Genomic DNA, 15,330 nt, shown 5'->3' with positions numbered 1-15,330 from the left:
CGAGCCGCCTCATGGCCTGTTAACCGCCGAAGGACACGTCGAGCCCCTGCCGTACCTGGCCGGCCGGGTTGACGACGAAGTCCGTGGCGATCTTGATGCGGAGGTCACGCCCCGAATGGCAGGTGGGACAACCCAGCTGCGTCATCACATCCTTGATCACACCTTGCATTTGATCGAGATTGTTCGCCACCGACAGCGGGACCGTGATGTTGACGGTCCGCCACGGGTCGGGCACCGGACCTGCGGATGTCTCGTTCGGCATGTCCAATCCTTCCGTTCCGGCCGCAGCCGGCTCCAACAGAGCTCATGCGGCTGCGCCCTCGCATGGCCATCATGCGACATGTCGTCACGCTCGGTGATGAGGCGCGCCTGGATGGGCGCGGAGAGTGGCCAATCACCCGGTCGCCTCGCAGTGTGGTGGGAGGGCGTGCGACATGCGAGCCCAACGGTCGAGTCCGTGTGCCGCTCGGCGAGCACGAATTCATGGCAGCCGGGTACGGCCCGGGAGGCGCGAATCCCATACCCGGCTAATCTGAAAGAGAGGCGCGCCAGCAGCAGTGGGCGCCTCGGCGAATGAAGCGAGGCCGCTCCCTCTGAGGAGTTGAGCGCAGCGGGCGCGGCTGTTGGCGAGGCCGAGGCCACAAGTGCCCCGGCGGGATCGGCCTGGGCGGGCCAATCCCAGTGGGAATCTCCAGGTGAGCCCATTGGCTCACGTCGGCTCACCTGGGCCAAATCGCGCAGGAGGGCCGAGACCAATGGCAACACCTCAGCTTGAGTTCGTCCACTGGACGTCCGCGGACCCCAATGGCGCCACCGGGGCTCTGGGCTCCGTGACACTCACCGGACCCATGGGCACCGCATTCTTCTTCAAGGACGACTACCCCGGCTTCGGATCGTCGCCCCCATTCACACCGCCGCTCCCCGCCACCGGCATGGTCGAAATCGTCGGCGCCACAAACCACGCATTCGAAGTCAAGTTCGGTACCCCGCTCAAGAATCCCGTCTTCTACCTCCGGTCACTCGGCTCCACTCTGACCTTTACCGAGAATCCGCCCGTGACCCGGGTCAGCGGTAGCGACACCTTCCGCGTCGAGGGCAACAAAGTCATCGGCAATCCGCACCAACCCCCCGCAGGGTCGACCGAGCTCAATGACTCCAACGGCGTCGTTCGCCTCACCGGGAGCTTCACCTCAATCAAGTTCACCCTGACCCCGACCCCAGGCACCACCGTTTCCAGCGACGGAGTCTTCCTCCAGATCGGAGGGACGACGGCACATCAGCTTGAGTTCATCCACTGGACGTCCGCGGACCCCAACGGCGCCACCGGGGCTCTGGGCTCCGTGACACTCACCGGACCCATGGGCACCGCATTCTTCTTCAAGGACGACTACCCCGGCTTCGGATCGTCGCCCCCATTCACACCGCCGCTCCCCGCCACCGGCATGGTCGAAATCGTCGGCGCCACAAACCACGCATTCGAAGTCAAGTTCGGTACCCCGCTCAAGAATCCCGTCTTCTACCTCCGGTCACTCGGCTCCACTCTGACCTTTACCGAGAATCCGCCCGTGACCCGGGTCAGCGGTAGCGACACCTTCCGCGTCGAGGGCAACAAAGTCATCGGCAATCCGCACCAACCCCCCGCAGGGTCGACCGAGCTCAATGACTCCAACGGCGTCGTTCGCCTCACCGGGAGCTTCACCTCGATCAAGTTCACCCTGACCCCGACCCCAGGCACCACCGTTTCCAGCGACGGAGTCTTCCTCCAGATCGGCGGGACGACGCAAGCCTTGGCCACATCGCAGTCTGCGGACGAGATGGCCACCGTCTGAGATCCACCTGGACGGAAAGGTCGCTCCAGGGGCTCCCGCCGCCGACGGCAGAGAGGGCTGGTCCGACGACGAGGCCAAGGCGAGAGACCCCCACTCGGACCTGACCCCAATGCAGCGGGTCAACGGCGCCGAGGTCACCTGTCGCTACCAGGTCGGAACCGTCGAGATCCACGTGGACACCTGCGCCTCGCTGCGCGGCCACCCGCTCAACCCGGCCCTACCACTGATCCAGCACGATGCCGGCGTCGGCGTGAGCACGCTGAACGACTTCGCCACCCGGATGGGCGCGATCGCGCCGCACCACGTGGTCCCGGTCGGCAAGGGCAACGTCGCGGCCGTGCGACTGAACGTGGGCGGCCCCGGTGAAGCGGCGCTGCTCGTCTCCGCCGAGACCCTGACGTCCCGAAAATGCCAATCCGTACACACATTCGATAGATACCCTCAGTGACTCCCGTTGCGCGCACTGGATAGTCGCCCGCAGTGCGGTCGCGGGGTGGCTGCGGCGGTCGTAGCGTCGACATATGAGCCGCTCAGCCGAGGGAACGGTGCGATGAAGCCGCTGTGGTCCGGAACGGTCAGCTTCGGGCTGGTGTCCATCCCGGTGCGTCTCGGGTCGACGGTGAGCAGCCACAAGATCCCGTTCCGACAGATGCACAAGGCCGACAACGGGCCGGTGCGGTACCGCAAGAAGTGCGAGCTGGACGACACGGTCCTGGAGCCGGACGAGATCGGCCGCGCCTACGAGACCCCCGACGGCACTCTCGTAGAGATCACCGACGACGAGCTCGCCGCCATGCCGCTGCCCACCGCCAAGACCATCGAGATCAGCGGCTTCCTGGACATGGCGGACGTTCCCATCGCCCAGTACAACAACCCCTACGTCCTGCAGCCCGGCCCCGGTGGCGACAAGCCCTACGTCCTGATGCGCCAGGCCCTGGCCCGGTCCGGGAAGGCCGCCGTGGGGAAGGTGGCACTGCACAACAAGGAACACTTGGTGCTGATCTACGCCCACGACGACGTCCTGATCGCCCACACCCTGCACTGGCCCGACGAGATGAAGTCCCCGGCCGAGGCAGCACCCACCGGCAAGGTCGAGCTCGCCGACAACGAGATCAAGGCCGCCATCGCCCTGATCGACGCACTCGGGGAAGCCGACCTGGACGCCTACGAGGACCGTTACACCGCCGCGGTGGCGGACCTGGTGCGGGCCAAGGTCGAAGGCGCCGAGGTCGCCCCCGCCGGGGTCACGGCGCCTGCGGCCGGGAAGGTCGTGGACCTGATGCAGGCACTGGAGGCCAGTCTCGCCCAGGCCAAGGAGAACCGCGGCGGAGAGGATGCCACGGTCCACGACATCGCCCCCGCGAAGAAGACCGCCAAGAAGACCGCGAAAAAGGCGCCGGCGAAGAAGACCGCCAGTCACGCCTCCACGTCCGACACTCACACCCGGACCAGCAGCACGCCCAAGGCCGTGGCCGGTGAGGAGAAGAAGTCGACCGCGAAGAAGGCAGCCAAGAAGGCTCCGGCGAAGAAGGCAAGCGCGCGCAAGCGCAGCGCCTGACACGAGGTCGTTGACGAGGGCTGACTGCTCAAAGGAGATCGTTCCCCGGAAAGCACGTTCCCGCGAGCTTCGCTGTGGTGATGTTGTCGCACACGTACTCGTACACGTCCAGGGAGTCCGCCGTGTCCAGAACGCCGCAGGAGATTTTCCAGAGCTACCTCTACGCGGGGACCATGACCCGGAATGCTGATGCTCTTGCCGAGAGCTTCACCGAGGACGGGGTCTTTGAGGCGCCGCTCATGTCTGTCGGCGCCGCCTTCCCCAGGCGATTGGTGGGCCGCGAGGAGATCCGTAGCGCCATGGCGGCGTACTACGAGCAACCGGTGAAGGACAGTCGCTCGCCGAACTTCGAGAAGTCCGGATACGTGCTGCACACCACCTCCGATCCCGATGTGTTCATCGCCGAGATCGACACGGTCTTCGACGGTGACGGACAGGACATGGCTGTCTCGCTCGTGCAGATCTTCCGCATCCGCGACGGGAAGATCGCCCGACTGCGTGACTACTTCGCGCCGGAGCTGGTGAGTTGAGGCCGTCACCATTGCCGGCCGGGAAGCCGCAGTGGAACGTATCGCCGCACCCGTCAGCAGCGGCACGCGGCACCCTCCCGGGCTGACAACATCGCTGGACGAACAGATCGATTGGTGCTGAGCGTTGCACACGGTGAGCCGGCGCTTGAGTTGGCGCACCTGGGTGTCGGGTTGGCGGGCAAGGTAGCGACCAGGGCTGGGTGGTAGCCGCGCAGTTCCTGCGGGCCGGAACACCGCCGGTCTACGCCGGGTTCGGCTCCCTGGTCGTCGGGGACGCCGAGCGACTGGGCGCCGTCGTCAGCGCCGCCCTGCGGAGCGCCGTCGCACCCAGCCTGCGCAGCGCGGGCCCGGTCGCCCGCCTGTGGCCCACCACCCAGACCGGCGCGACGCTCCTGCTGCTCGCCACCTCCGTTCTGCTCGGACTCGTCCTCAGCGCCCTGCAGAACCAGCTGTACCGCATCCTGGAGGGTTATCTGCTCTGGCCGGGAGCCGCCTACGAACATGGCTGTGCCCGCCGCCGCCAGGACAAGTGGAACCTGCAGGACCGACTCAAGCTGATGCGGCTGGAACGCCGTGAACAGCAGCACGAAGGTGCGCTGCCCGCCATCGCCACGGCAGACCTCGCGCTGTTGCGCGCCAATTCCCGCATTACGCGTGCCGCGCACAAGGACCGCCGCCGCAGCGCCGTCCAACGGGCGCTGCTGCGCGAGAACCTGGCCCGCTGTCCGATCGACGACGGACAGATCGCACCCACCCGGCTCGGCAACGCCATCCGCCGTTTCGAGGAATACGGCTGCGACCGGTTCCGCCTCGACACCCAGGTGCTGTGGAACGAGCTCACGGGCACCGCCCCCGAGCAGGTTCGCCGGCAGGCCGACCTCGCCCGCACCAACGCCAACTTCTTCATAGCGCTGCTGTCCGGCCACGCGGTGGTCGCCGCCGCCGCGGCCTCGGCTCTCGGTGCGACCCGCGCCGACGCTCCGCTGCTCCTGGTCACCGTCGTCGCGCTCGGTTGCCTGATCCCGCTGTGGTACCGCTCCACCGTGGTCGCCGTCGACGAATGAGCAGCAGCCGTACGGGCTCTGGTCAACGTCGGACGCAAACCGCTCGCGGAATCACTCGGGCTGGCGCTGCCTCCCGATCTTGAGTCGGAGCGAACCATGTGGGCGCTGGTCACCAAGCTCTCCCGGCTGCCGTACAACGAACGCAGGACGGCCCTGGACCCCTACCGAATTGGCGCAGCCCCCGGCGCATGACCGGCATCCCGCAGCCATGAGGTAGCGGTCCGCTGTCCTTGGGCCCGTCGAGCTGAGATGAGGCAGCTCTGACAAGATGACGCAATGTTCGATTTTGGCATCGCAGGCTACCAACCGTTGTGGTTGAACCGCCGCAGTGACGTCGTGCGGGAGCACGCGCATCGCCTGCGGGGTCTTGCCGGCCGGCCTCTGACGAGAGTCTGGATGGTCTGGGACCGTCAGGACGACGAATGGTTCTGTGACTGCCCCATCCTGTTCGACTTCGAGGGCGAGCAGGTCGAGATCAATCATCAGAAGTTCGACGATCTCTCCCTCACGTGGAACACGATCGACCCCATTGACCAGGTCCGGTGGCCCGACTTCGACCTGGAGTGGCGTCCCGAGCCTCTTCCCGGACTGCAGGCTCTGCGGGGCCTGGCCCTCGAAGGGGTCGAGCTGCTCGAGTGGACAGGCAAGGACATGGCTCAGGGAAGCGTCGACGTCAGCTTCGTTTTCGAGACGAGTCGGGTGACCGTCTTCAATGCTCTCGACGAGAACGGGCTGAGCTTCGACCCGCCTGATCGGCAGCAGCGCGTCTGGGTTGTCGGGTAGCGGGGACACAGCGATGTGCCCCCGCTACCCGACGGCTTGCCCCAGTGCACCGAGTGGGGACCCGCGCTCCGTGGGCTCAGCAGGCCGTCAGCCGTTGATGAGCGGCAGTCGTTCTGGTCAGCCCAGTTGCCGCAACGACATGAGTAGGTGCCGGTGGTCTTCGTACGTCGTGTCGTTCGCGTCCGGTAGGCCGCTGAGCAGGGCGCGTTGGCCGGGGCCCAAGAGTTCGAAGCGCACCTGAGAGGCGCGGAAGGAGTTGAGGGCGTCCAGCAGGTACACGGGATTGAAGCCAATCGTCATTTCCTCGGCGCCGGTCAAGGTTGCCGGGAGCTGCTGTGAAGCGATGTCGTCCTCGTACCCTGCCTGGAGAAGGACCGTTCCCGCGGTGGAGAAGTGCAGCCTGATCGGGCTGTTCGGCTCCGCGACGACCGCGACGCGGCGTACGGCGTCGGCGAGCGCCTCGCGTTGTGCGGCTGCGATGGCCGGGTTGTCCAGCGTGAACAGTTTGTCGTAACGCGGAAGTCTCCCTCCCAGCAGACGCAGCGTCGTACGCATCCCCGCTCCTTCAAACGCGATCAGGCCGCCACCTGAGGTGCCCGAGTCGCTCAGCCCCATGCGGACCAGCCCGGACTTCGCCAGTGAGCGGGAGATCTCGATCAGCCGGCGCCCTGGGACCACCACCTCAACGACCTCGGGACCTGTCCCGTCCGGCTTCCATGGCAGGACACGCACGGCATACCGGTACCGGTCCGAGGCGGCGAGCGTCATCGTCTCGCCATCCAGCCGGAGCTGGATCCCCGTGAGCACCGGAAGTGAATCATCACGCCCTGCGGTGATGGCTACCTGCCCGACCGCCGCCGCGAACTCTGCCGCGTCCACCATCCCGCAGGAAGACGGGAGTTCGGGCAAGGGCGGGTACTCCTCGCGGGGCAGCGTGGACAGCCCGAAGCGCGTACCGCCGCCTTCCATCGTGAAGCGTGAGCCCTCCAGGGTGCACGTCACCATCGCCTCGGGCAGCACCTTGCAGATGTCGAGCAGTCTGCGGCCCAGCACGAGCACCTGCCCGGGTCCCACCGTCGCTGCCGGCACCTCGATGTTCGCGGACGCCTCGTAGTCGAAGCCCGAGATACGAAGCCGCCCGTCCTCGGCAGTGAGCAACAACCCGCCGAGGACGGGCACCGGCGATCGCGCGGGCAGCGACCGGGCCGCCCAGGTCACAGCCTCCACGAGAGCGCTTCGCTCGATCCGAAACTCCATCCGCACATCCCCATCCCGTCAGACCAATCGGTCCGCGCAGGCTATGCGCCACCACTGACAACGGGCTCCGAACCCCGTCATCGTGCCGGGTCCGGCAACACGCTTACGGGCCCGTACCGATCCACCGTGACCCGCGAGAAGGCCCGCGACGGGTTCGGCTTCGACTCCCACCGGTTCGACACCGGTGACCTGCGTGAGGTCCTTGCCGCGGCTCACGTCCGATGAACGGGGGACCCGCGCAGATCACACGATGGGTGTCCATTCCCGAACAGAGCGGATCTTCACGCCAGAAGTTCGGTAGTACGGGTCGTCCGCCAAAATCGCGTCCAACGTCTCGCGGTCGACGGTGAACACCAGAAGCGCCCCGCTGGCGTCAGCCCACGGGCCGGCGGCGAGCAGCTGCCCACCTGCTTGGAGGCGCGCGAGGACTTCACGATGCGCGGGACGTGCCGCGAGGCGTTGGGAGTTGGGCTCGGTGGTGAAGTCAAGTTCGACGGCCAGCATCACAGCTCCCTGTCTCGGATCGGTCGGCCGAAGACAACCTTGCTCCCGGAGGCAGGTCTGTACCACCTGATACGCGGAAGGTGGAGTGCGTCGATGACCTGGGAGGATCTGCGGTCAGTGCCACTGCTGGCCACGTTGCCGCAGGCGCGGCTGACGCAGATGTGGGACCGTTCCGTGCCTCACCGTCACCGCGCCGGTGACGTACTGCGCACAGCCGGAGACTCCGCCACGCACCTGCTGCTGGTACTGCGCGGCCGAGTCACAGCGCACGGGACGACCTCAACCGGGCAGCCGTATGGCACTCCGGTAGCCAGACGCATCACAAAGCGGTCAGAGCCCCCACAGGCCCTTGGCCAGGGTGGTGAGCCCGCCGGCCAGCGCAAGCACCAGGACGAGCAGGCGGGCCCGGTTCTCCGGCACCCGCTCCGCAAGCGTCTTCCCGATCAGAGCGCCTGCCGCCATGGCTGCAACGGCCAGTAGCCAGACCGTTGTGCTGAGACGGGGAGCGCCGTTCGCGGTCACGGAGAAGACGTTCACCACCACGCCGTAGAACTGCGCATTCGGCACGAACTCCCGCACCGTCCAGCCCGCGTTCACGGCATAGAGGGACACCGGTGGACCGCCCACGCCGGCCGCGGAGTTCATGAATCCGCCCACGGCGCCGGCGGCCAGAGCGCCTTTGGTCCCGCGCAGGAGGGGCGCCCGAGCACCGTGCATCACCAGCAGCACTGTGGCGCTCACCAATACCCCCACGCCGGCCAGTAGCACCGGTGCAGGCAGCCGGGCGGCTATCCAGGTTCCGACCGGTACCGTGATCGCTGCCGCTGCGACCAAGGGCAGCATCGCGGCCAGACGCACTCTGCGCCAACCCCCGGCAAGCCCGACCACGCTGATGACACCGGCCAGGCAGTTGGCCAGAACCACACCCTCGGCCGGGCCAAGGATCAGCACCAGCGCGGGAACAGATACGAGCGCGAACCCCATACCCGTCACCCATTGCACCGACGCACCCAACACGATGACACCGCCGAGCAGTAGTTCGGCTGTCCAACTGCTCATCAACCGCGGCTCCTTACGGGTCTCATGAGTGACCCGCCACAGCCTCCACCCAAGGACAGAAATGATCAATGGCCCAATATCACGGTGGGGAAGCCGCCTGCCGGGATGAGATGGCACCCGGACTCAGGCGTCGTTCCTGAGGTGGTCGCGTTGGATCTGGCAAGCGAGGGCGCGACGCACGGAGGCTGATGCGGTGGCGGCGACCTTCGCGGGGATGTCGAGGCCGCGGCTGATCTCGTCGTACGCCTTCCGGTAACTGCCAGGCATCTCTGCCTGGTGCCGCGTCAGGTCCTCTTCGACGAGGCGGCGCAGTTCGTCGACGTTCTGGGGTGTGAAACGCTTCTTCCCCCGGGCGATGGCGTTGACGTAGCGCGCACTGCGGGCGGGGTCGAAGGTCTCGGAGATCTCCTCGGCGAGGCCCCACAGGCGTCCTTCGAGCCACGGTGTGTCGAACTGGTCGAGGGAGAGCCTCGTCGGGGGCAGTGGGTCGCCCATCTTGTACTTCGCCACCTGCTTGGACACAGCGGGCTGACTCATGTCGGTGAGCTGAGCAATCCTGTCCTGGGTCCAGCCGAAGCCTACAAAGATCTTGATCATTTCAGCGCGTAGTTTCCGCATCTCCTCGCCCGCGCGGATGACCTCGTTCATGCCGGCGAGCAGCCGCTCGGCCTGTGCTTCGGTCAGCGTCTCGGGGATCTGGTGCGTGTTCTCTTCGACCGCCATGACCCGGTTATATACCCTGCGCACTCCACCATCATAACCGGGTTGTATAACTCGGTTATGACTGTCAGGATCAGCGGCATGCCTACCTTCTCCGCACCTGACGGAACCCGGCTCTCCTACCGCGTACAGGGAGACGGCGACCCGCTGCTCTGCATCCCGGGCGGTCCCACCGACTCTCGCTACCTCGGCGACCTCGGCGGCCTGTCCCGGCACCGCCGGCTGATCACCTTGGACCTGCGCGGCACCGGTCGGTCGGCCACGCCCCAGAACCCCTCCTCCTACCGCTGCGACCGCCTCGTCGACGACGTCGAGGCGCTGCGCGAACACCTCGGACTGTCCAGGACGGCGGATCTGCTCGGCCACTCCGCAGGCGCGAACATCGCGACGCAGTACGTGGCCCGATACCCCAAGAACGTCAGCAAACTCGCCCTGATCGGCCCTGGCACCCGAGCCGTCGGTGTGGAAATCAGCGGGGAGACGCGCCGCGAGGTCGCAAAGCGGCGGAAGAACGAGCCGTGGTTCCCGGTGGCGTTCGCCGCGTTGGAAGCGATCACCGAAGGTACCGGCAGCAACTGGGAGGCCATCGCTCCCTTCTTCTGCGGCCGGTGGGATGCTGCGGCGCAGAAGCACTGTGCGGCCGGTCGGCCGACCAACATGGACGCTGTCGCCGGCTTCGCGGCCGAGGGCGCCTTCAGCCCGGAGACCACTCGTGCGGCACTCGCCGCCTGCGAGACCCCCGTCCTGGTGCTCAGCGGTGAGTTCGACTTGAACAGTCCCCCTCAACCGGTGGCCGAATTCGCGGCGCTGTTCCCCGATGCCACCCTCGTGGTGCAGCCGGGGGCCGGCCACTACCCCTGGCTCGACGACGCCGACCAGTTCGTGGCAGCCACTGCGGCGTTCCTGAAATAAAGACCTCGCCGACCGTCGGCCGAACATGGTCGATCCGCAGGTGGGGATTCCAGCAGCGAGCGGAAGGCCGACCCGACACCACCATCGGCTTGCATCGCGCCCGAGTCTGTTGCTGCTCACAGGGGCTGTCAAGGCATCAATCACCAGTCCGTCAATGGCTCCCCTTCTGCTGTCCGATGTCGCCGGCCGAAAGCTCGCGGGCGTTCCCGGGATGAAAGCCCTTGCTTTCTACCTTCGAGAAGTGAACACAGGTAGGCGTCTTGACACCCCGGAAAGAACGCTGGCTTCATATGTTGCAGCACGTAGCGGACTGAACGAGTCCGGGTGTCCAACATGCCGATCGCTCTGCTCTCGGCAGTCGCGTCGAGTCGCGGCGCGCCCCACCCCTCGCCACCTTCACCGCGAAAGGAGCAGCCGACGCCACATGTGGGAGCGCTCCCGCAACTGTTGAGTGGACCGTCCACCGTCCGGGTGCGGCAGCAGACCGTACTCGGCGACCGAAAGGAATTCCGTGCCCAGATTCTTAGCGCGGCCACGCCACGTAACCGGGACGGTTGCGAGCCTCCTGGCCACCCTGCTGATGTGCACGCTGTCACTGGCCCTCGCACCGTCGGCGTCCGCCAACACCACCATCTGCGACAAGACCGGCAGCATGGCGGTTTCGGGCGGCAGGTACATCGTCCAGAACAACGAGTGGGGTGACTCCATCCCGCAGTGCATCGACGTGTCGGACGACGGTTTCAAGGTCACCACGGGCTGGCACAACGTGGGCACCAACGGCGCGCCGGCGGCCTACCCATCGATCTACGCCGGCTGTCACTACGGCAACTGCTCCTCCGGCAACGGCCTGCCACTGCAGGTGTCGTCCTTCGCCAATCCGCAGTCCAGCGTCGACTTCACCACCGCTGACGGGCAGTGGGACGCCGCCTACGACCTCTGGTTCGACACCAACCCCAATCCGACGGGCCAGAACAACGGCGCGGAGATCATGATCTGGGCCAACCACTCCGGTCCGCCGTCGCCCGCCGGCTCCAAGGTGGGCACCGTCTGGCTCGAGGGCGCCAACTGGGATGTATGGAAGGGCCGGTTCGGCGACAACGGCAGCATCGGCTGGAACGTCGTGTCCTACGTCCGCCAGCAGCCCACCAACGCGATCTCGGTGAGCATCAAGGACTTCACCAATGACTCGACCGCCCGCGGCTACATGTCGCCCGCGTGGTACATGACCAGCGTGCAGTTCGGCTTCGAGCCGTGGGTCGGAGGCCCGGGACTGGCCGTGAACTCCTTCTCCTACACCTCCGACGGCTCGGGCGGCGGTGGTGGTGGCGGAACACCGGGAACCATCAAAGGACTGGGCAGCGGGCGTTGCCTGGATCTCAAGGAGTGGGGCACCGCTGACGGCACCCCCGTCCAACTGTGGGACTGCGGCACCGGATGGAACCAGAAGTGGACCCAGGCCAACGGCACCCTCACGAACCCGCAGTCGGGCAAGTGCCTCGACGTGTCCGGTGGTTCCACGGCGAACGGCGCCCGGGTCCAACTCTGGTCGTGCAACGCCAGCGGCGCCCAGAAGTGGCAGATCAACGGCAACGGCACGATCACGAACCCGCAGTCCGGCAAGTGCCTGGACGCCGCCGGCTCGGCCAACGGCGCCCTGCTGCAGATCTGGGACTGCAACGGCAGCGGTACACAGCCCAACCAGGTGTGGTCGCTGAAGTAGCGCCCCGGTCCGGCACCGCGAACCGCGGTGCCGGACCCTCCCTACGGGCGCGCCATCGTGAGACGGGAGGACAGAGACGGAGGACACTCGTCACAGCCGTGGAGCAACCGTGGAGCGCGTGGAGCAGCCGGATCAGGCCGGGCGGGTCAGAAGAGGAGCTCCCCCGCCGGGTAGCCGTAACCGACCCGCGAGCGAGGTCCGTAGTAGCCCGCACCGTCGCCCTGGTAGGCCCAGAGGTCGCCTGCACTGTCCCTGCCGACCAGATCCGCTCGGCCGTCACCGTTGAGGTCGCCGGGCGCGGTGAGGGCGGTGTAGATGTCCCAGCCGTTGCCGATCTTCGTACGGGCGAGGTAGCTCCCTGCCCCGTTCCCCCGGTACAGCCACAGATCGCCCGCGGCGTTCCGGCCGATCAGATCGGCCTTGCCGTCACCGGTGAAGTCACCCGGAGCCAGGAGCATGTTCATCGACTGCCAGCCGGTGCCGGTCTGGACCCGGGTGGCTCCCGAGTAACTGCCGGTGGCCGGGTCGGCCGGGTAGCGCCACAGTGCGCCATTGAGGTCGACGGCGGCCAGGGCTGCGCCGTCCCGGGCGACGAGGCGCCGCAGTTCCTCGCCGTCGCGTATATGAGTCGCGTATATGAGAGACCTCGAGCCCCCGAACGTGACAACCGGGAATAGTGATCTGCACCACAGTCGATCGAAAGGGACCGTTACGCACCTGAGTTGACCAGGGAGCGGCATCGTCTACTTCGTCATACCTGCCGGTGTGGCCAAGGCTCTGCGCGCGAAAAAGTGCCTTCTGAGCTGAGACGAATCAACTTGTCGAAGGATTCTGTCCGTTCCAGCGGAAGGCACTTCTGCGGACCGAATGTCGGTTCGGGCCCCATCGGTTCGCGCCCCCCAGCGCGGGATTGGGACGTGCGGTTCGCACATGGAGTACCGGTCGTACTCAGTGCCGCCGATGGGGCGTTCAGTCGCGGTAGGTGGCGGTCGCCATCTGCACGAACGAGCGGATCAGCGGATTCGTGTCACCCGCGTTCCATGCCGCCACCACGCGGCTCGGCGGCATGTCGATCAGCGGCACCACGGTGAGCCCCTGTGCCGGCTCGTGGTCCAGGAGAGTCATGCCGACGGTGCCGTTCCAGAGAACGGTCTGCTGGCATTCCTGGACGGCGCGCACCACCGGACCCTCGCGAGGTTCGCCGCCGTTCCAGTACGACTGCCAGAGGGGGTCGGTGCCCTCCGGGAACAGGAACCAGCGGCGGTCGGCAAGGTCGGCCAGCTTCAGGTGGTCGCGGCGGGCCAGCGGATCGTCGGCGCGCAGCAGTGCCCCCACCGGGTCGGAGCGCAGCTCGTGCACGGTCAGTCCGGTCTCGTCGAACGGGGCGCGAGTCAGGGCGACATCGACCAGTCCGGCGTGCAACCCGCACGTGGGATCGGTCAAGTCGGTCTCGCGGATCCGGACCTCGACGCGCGGGTGCCGCCGACGGTGCGCGCCGGCCAGCCGGATGACGCCCGGGTCGGTACTGTCACCCAGGATGCCCACGGTGATGGTCGCGGTGCCTGCCGCCGCGGCCACGCGTACGCGGACCCGGTCGGCCTGGTCGAGCAGGGCGCGCGCCTCCTTGAGCAGCACAGCCCCTACCGGGGTGAGCGTGACACCGGCGGACGATCGGTCGAACAGCGCCGCGCCGACCTCGGTCTCCAGCTGCTTGATGGCGCGGCTCAGTGGCGGCTGACTCATGTGCAGTCTGGCGGCGGCCCGGCCGAAGTGGAGTTCCTCGGCGACCGCCACGAAGTAGCGCAGCGTGCGTAGCTCCATGGCCCAAACGATACCCGTTCGGTATCGACGTCACAGAACGAGTCTTGGACAGTCGCACTGCCCTGGCAGTGGAATCGAAGCATGACAGACGATTCGAAGGCCGGTGAGCCGACTGCCGACCCTGCCGTAGCTCCCACTTCTGAACGTCCCCGTGCCCTTCGTCAGCTCGCTTGGTGACGACGTGCAGCACACCTTCAACTGGTAACCGTGGATGGGATTCGTGAACGTCGCATATTGGATCGTTGCCGGCCTGCTTGCTCTCTTCTACCTCTATGGGGGCGGGGTGAAGGTGGTCCGGAGCCGTGAGCAGCTCCGACCGATGATGGCCTGGGTGGACAGCACTCCGATGCCGGCCGTCAGGGCCATCGGGGTGATCGAAGTGCTCGGCGCGATCGGGCTGATCCTCCCGCCGCTGACCGGCATTGCGCCCTGGCTGGCACTGGCTGCGGCCGTCGGGTTCGTGGTCCTGCAGATAGGCGCGACCAGGGTTCACCTGAGGCGCGGAGACCGCCGAATCGCCCTCAACATCACCCTCATTCTCGTTGCGGCCGTGACCATCTGGCTGGCGACGACGTGGCTCTGACCCTCGGCAAGGATCACGCTGACAGCCGGCACAGTGCACTCGAAGATGATCGTGTCACCCTGAACGTGGTCGTCGAGGTGTATCCGATCATGCTCCGGGGTGTCTCGGCCGTGATGATTGCTTCGAAGAGCAGGGGCACATGCTCCGCTGAATCACCGCAGCCGCACTGCAAAGATGCCCAGTCGGGACGTCTCAGTTCAGCGCGTACCAGCTCACTGACACCCACTTGCGGTCCCCTCCACCAGCACCGCCCGACAGCATCTCCCCTGCTCAGGCAGAGTGACCAAGCATCCTTCGGCTGCCGCTCGCGCGCTACCAGCTGCTTCACGAGATCGCGGTCAGGTCCGACGTCTCCGAAGCGTGCACAGCAACTCGGGGAACGGCCCAGCCTCTGCTCCGGGCTCGGCGCCGGATTGAACGGCGTCATCCATTCGGGCGGCCACTGTTTGCGGTCCGCCATCGGATCGGCTGGGCTGTGAATCCGATCGAACCCGGCCAATCGAACCCACCCAACCGGTGAAGACGAGGGTCACAGTCATGTTGCGTGGCTTCAAGAACTTCCTGATGCGCGGTGACGTCATCGTTGTGGCCATTGGGCTGATCGTGGCCCTGGCCTTCAGCACACTGATCACGGCGTTCACCGACAGCGTCGTCAACCCGATCATCGCCAGGGCGCAGGGCGACAACTCCGCCGGGCTGGGCTGGCAGCTCGGTAGGCCCGGCAACAGCGCGACGTTCCTGAACATCGGTGCATTCATCTCCGCCCTGATCTACTTCGCCATCTTCATGGCGGTGGTCTACTTCCTGATCGTCGTCCCGTACAAGCGCACCCAGGCCCGCCGAGGTCTGACTGTCTTCGGCGATCCCCAGCCGGCCAAGACGTGTACAGAATGCCTCGCGGACGACCTCCCCCTGGCAGCCTCCAAGTGCCGGTACTGCTGCTCCGACCAGGCGTCCGGGGCCACGGCACAACCATGACCAGTTGCCGTG

The 15,330-nt window shown here is 66.6% G+C and carries 17 protein-coding genes; 10 read left to right on the top strand and 7 right to left on the bottom strand.

The features are described from left to right. Nucleotides 1–19: 19 nt before the first annotated feature. The gene (locus AC07DC_RS16210; RefSeq protein WP_478915032.1) at nt 20–262 is read right to left on the bottom strand and encodes a hypothetical protein; all 243 of its coding nucleotides are present in this window, start codon (nt 260–262) and stop codon (nt 20–22) included. Between the two features lie 586 nt (nt 263–848). On the opposite strand from AC07DC_RS16210, the gene AC07DC_RS16205 reads away from it, so the two are divergent. The 6 genes from AC07DC_RS16205 (at nt 849) to AC07DC_RS16180 (ending at nt 5,764) form a co-directional block, all read left to right on the top strand. Then, entirely contained in the window at nt 849–1,829 is a 981-nt protein-coding gene (locus AC07DC_RS16205; RefSeq protein ID WP_478915031.1) for a hypothetical protein, read from the top strand. 109 nt (nt 1,830–1,938) lie between these two features. Beyond that, nucleotides 1,939–2,277, top strand: coding sequence for a hypothetical protein (locus AC07DC_RS16200; protein WP_478915030.1), 339 nt, complete (start codon nt 1,939–1,941; stop codon nt 2,275–2,277). Between the two features lie 102 nt (nt 2,278–2,379). Then, a complete protein-coding gene (gene ku / locus AC07DC_RS16195; protein WP_478915029.1) occupies nt 2,380–3,387 on the top strand; it encodes a non-homologous end joining protein Ku in 1,008 nt (335 codons plus the stop codon). Between the two features lie 122 nt (nt 3,388–3,509). Beyond that, on the top strand, nt 3,510–3,917 hold the full coding sequence (locus AC07DC_RS16190; RefSeq protein WP_478915028.1) for a nuclear transport factor 2 family protein: 408 nt from the start codon (nt 3,510–3,512) through the stop codon (nt 3,915–3,917). A 200-nt stretch (nt 3,918–4,117) separates the two neighbouring features. Beyond that, complete coding sequence (locus AC07DC_RS16185; protein ID WP_478915027.1) at nt 4,118–4,981, top strand: hypothetical protein; 864 nt, start codon at nt 4,118–4,120, stop codon at nt 4,979–4,981. A 276-nt stretch (nt 4,982–5,257) separates the two neighbouring features. Continuing rightward, nucleotides 5,258–5,764 (top strand): hypothetical protein, encoded by a 507-nt coding sequence (locus AC07DC_RS16180; RefSeq protein ID WP_478915026.1) that lies wholly within the window; start codon nt 5,258–5,260, stop codon nt 5,762–5,764. A 117-nt stretch (nt 5,765–5,881) separates the two neighbouring features. On the opposite strand, the gene dnaN is transcribed toward AC07DC_RS16180, so the two are convergent. The 4 genes from dnaN to AC07DC_RS16160 form a co-directional block, all read right to left on the bottom strand. Then, nucleotides 5,882–7,021 carry a DNA polymerase III subunit beta gene (dnaN, locus tag AC07DC_RS16175; RefSeq protein ID WP_478915025.1) on the bottom strand — a complete coding sequence of 380 codons (1,140 nt, stop codon included), beginning with the start codon at nt 7,019–7,021 and terminating at the stop codon, nt 5,882–5,884. 243 nt (nt 7,022–7,264) lie between these two features. Then, the gene (locus tag AC07DC_RS16170) at nt 7,265–7,525 is read right to left on the bottom strand and encodes a YciI family protein (RefSeq protein ID WP_478915024.1); all 261 of its coding nucleotides are present in this window, start codon (nt 7,523–7,525) and stop codon (nt 7,265–7,267) included. Between the two features lie 330 nt (nt 7,526–7,855). Then, nucleotides 7,856–8,584: a TSUP family transporter gene (locus AC07DC_RS16165; protein ID WP_478915145.1), complete on the bottom strand. Its 729-nt coding sequence runs from the start codon at nt 8,582–8,584 to the stop codon at nt 7,856–7,858. Nucleotides 8,585–8,707: 123 nt separating this feature from the next. Beyond that, nucleotides 8,708–9,307 carry a sigma-70 family RNA polymerase sigma factor gene (locus AC07DC_RS16160; RefSeq protein ID WP_478915023.1) on the bottom strand — a complete coding sequence of 200 codons (600 nt, stop codon included), beginning with the start codon at nt 9,305–9,307 and terminating at the stop codon, nt 8,708–8,710. Between the two features lie 78 nt (nt 9,308–9,385). Between AC07DC_RS16160 and AC07DC_RS16155 the strand changes: the two genes are divergently transcribed. Both AC07DC_RS16155 and AC07DC_RS16150 read left to right on the top strand, forming a co-directional pair. Further along, the gene (locus tag AC07DC_RS16155; RefSeq protein ID WP_478915022.1) at nt 9,386–10,216 is read left to right on the top strand and encodes an alpha/beta fold hydrolase; all 831 of its coding nucleotides are present in this window, start codon (nt 9,386–9,388) and stop codon (nt 10,214–10,216) included. A gap of 511 nt (nt 10,217–10,727) precedes the next feature. Beyond that, entirely contained in the window at nt 10,728–11,936 is a 1,209-nt protein-coding gene (locus tag AC07DC_RS16150; RefSeq protein ID WP_478915021.1) for a GH12 family glycosyl hydrolase domain-containing protein, read from the top strand. A 146-nt stretch (nt 11,937–12,082) separates the two neighbouring features. Here the strand turns inward: AC07DC_RS16150 and AC07DC_RS16145 are convergent, their stop codons facing one another. Together AC07DC_RS16145 and AC07DC_RS16140 are read right to left on the bottom strand one after the other, a co-directional pair. Next, nucleotides 12,083–12,400 carry an FG-GAP repeat domain-containing protein gene (locus AC07DC_RS16145; protein ID WP_478915020.1) on the bottom strand — a complete coding sequence of 106 codons (318 nt, stop codon included), beginning with the start codon at nt 12,398–12,400 and terminating at the stop codon, nt 12,083–12,085. A 505-nt stretch (nt 12,401–12,905) separates the two neighbouring features. Further along, nucleotides 12,906–13,757, bottom strand: coding sequence for a LysR family transcriptional regulator (locus AC07DC_RS16140; RefSeq protein ID WP_478915019.1), 852 nt, complete (start codon nt 13,755–13,757; stop codon nt 12,906–12,908). A gap of 220 nt (nt 13,758–13,977) precedes the next feature. Between AC07DC_RS16140 and AC07DC_RS16135 the strand changes: the two genes are divergently transcribed. Further along, a complete protein-coding gene (locus AC07DC_RS16135; RefSeq protein WP_478915018.1) occupies nt 13,978–14,340 on the top strand; it encodes a DoxX family protein in 363 nt (120 codons plus the stop codon). A gap of 537 nt (nt 14,341–14,877) precedes the next feature. Next, nucleotides 14,878–15,318 (top strand): large conductance mechanosensitive channel protein MscL, encoded by a 441-nt coding sequence (locus tag AC07DC_RS16130; RefSeq protein ID WP_478915017.1) that lies wholly within the window; start codon nt 14,878–14,880, stop codon nt 15,316–15,318. The last annotated feature ends 12 nt before the right edge of the window (nt 15,319–15,330 follow it).

The organism is Streptomyces sp. NPDC045021 (assembly GCF_056432645.1).
The sequence above is the reverse complement of the archived record's forward strand: the minus strand, read 5'-3'. Positions and strand labels throughout refer to the sequence as shown.

Coding starts and splice junctions, on each gene's coding strand:
- AC07DC_RS16130 (WP_478915017.1), top strand. CDS start 14,878: ATGTTGCGTGGCTTCAAGAACTTCCTGATGCGCGGTGACGTCATCGTT.
- AC07DC_RS16165 (WP_478915145.1), bottom strand. CDS start 8,584: ATGAGCAGTTGGACAGCCGAACTACTGCTCGGCGGTGTCATCGTGTTG.
- AC07DC_RS16160 (WP_478915023.1), bottom strand. CDS start 9,307: ATGGCGGTCGAAGAGAACACGCACCAGATCCCCGAGACGCTGACCGAA.
- ku (WP_478915029.1), top strand. CDS start 2,380: ATGAAGCCGCTGTGGTCCGGAACGGTCAGCTTCGGGCTGGTGTCCATC.
- AC07DC_RS16170 (WP_478915024.1), bottom strand. CDS start 7,525: ATGCTGGCCGTCGAACTTGACTTCACCACCGAGCCCAACTCCCAACGC.
- AC07DC_RS16145 (WP_478915020.1), bottom strand. CDS start 12,400: ATGAACATGCTCCTGGCTCCGGGTGACTTCACCGGTGACGGCAAGGCC.
- AC07DC_RS16180 (WP_478915026.1), top strand. CDS start 5,258: ATGTTCGATTTTGGCATCGCAGGCTACCAACCGTTGTGGTTGAACCGC.
- AC07DC_RS16200 (WP_478915030.1), top strand. CDS start 1,939: ATGCAGCGGGTCAACGGCGCCGAGGTCACCTGTCGCTACCAGGTCGGA.
- AC07DC_RS16155 (WP_478915022.1), top strand. CDS start 9,386: ATGCCTACCTTCTCCGCACCTGACGGAACCCGGCTCTCCTACCGCGTA.
- AC07DC_RS16205 (WP_478915031.1), top strand. CDS start 849: ATGGGCACCGCATTCTTCTTCAAGGACGACTACCCCGGCTTCGGATCG.
- AC07DC_RS16140 (WP_478915019.1), bottom strand. CDS start 13,757: ATGGAGCTACGCACGCTGCGCTACTTCGTGGCGGTCGCCGAGGAACTC.
- dnaN (WP_478915025.1), bottom strand. CDS start 7,021: ATGGAGTTTCGGATCGAGCGAAGCGCTCTCGTGGAGGCTGTGACCTGG.
- AC07DC_RS16210 (WP_478915032.1), bottom strand. CDS start 262: ATGCCGAACGAGACATCCGCAGGTCCGGTGCCCGACCCGTGGCGGACC.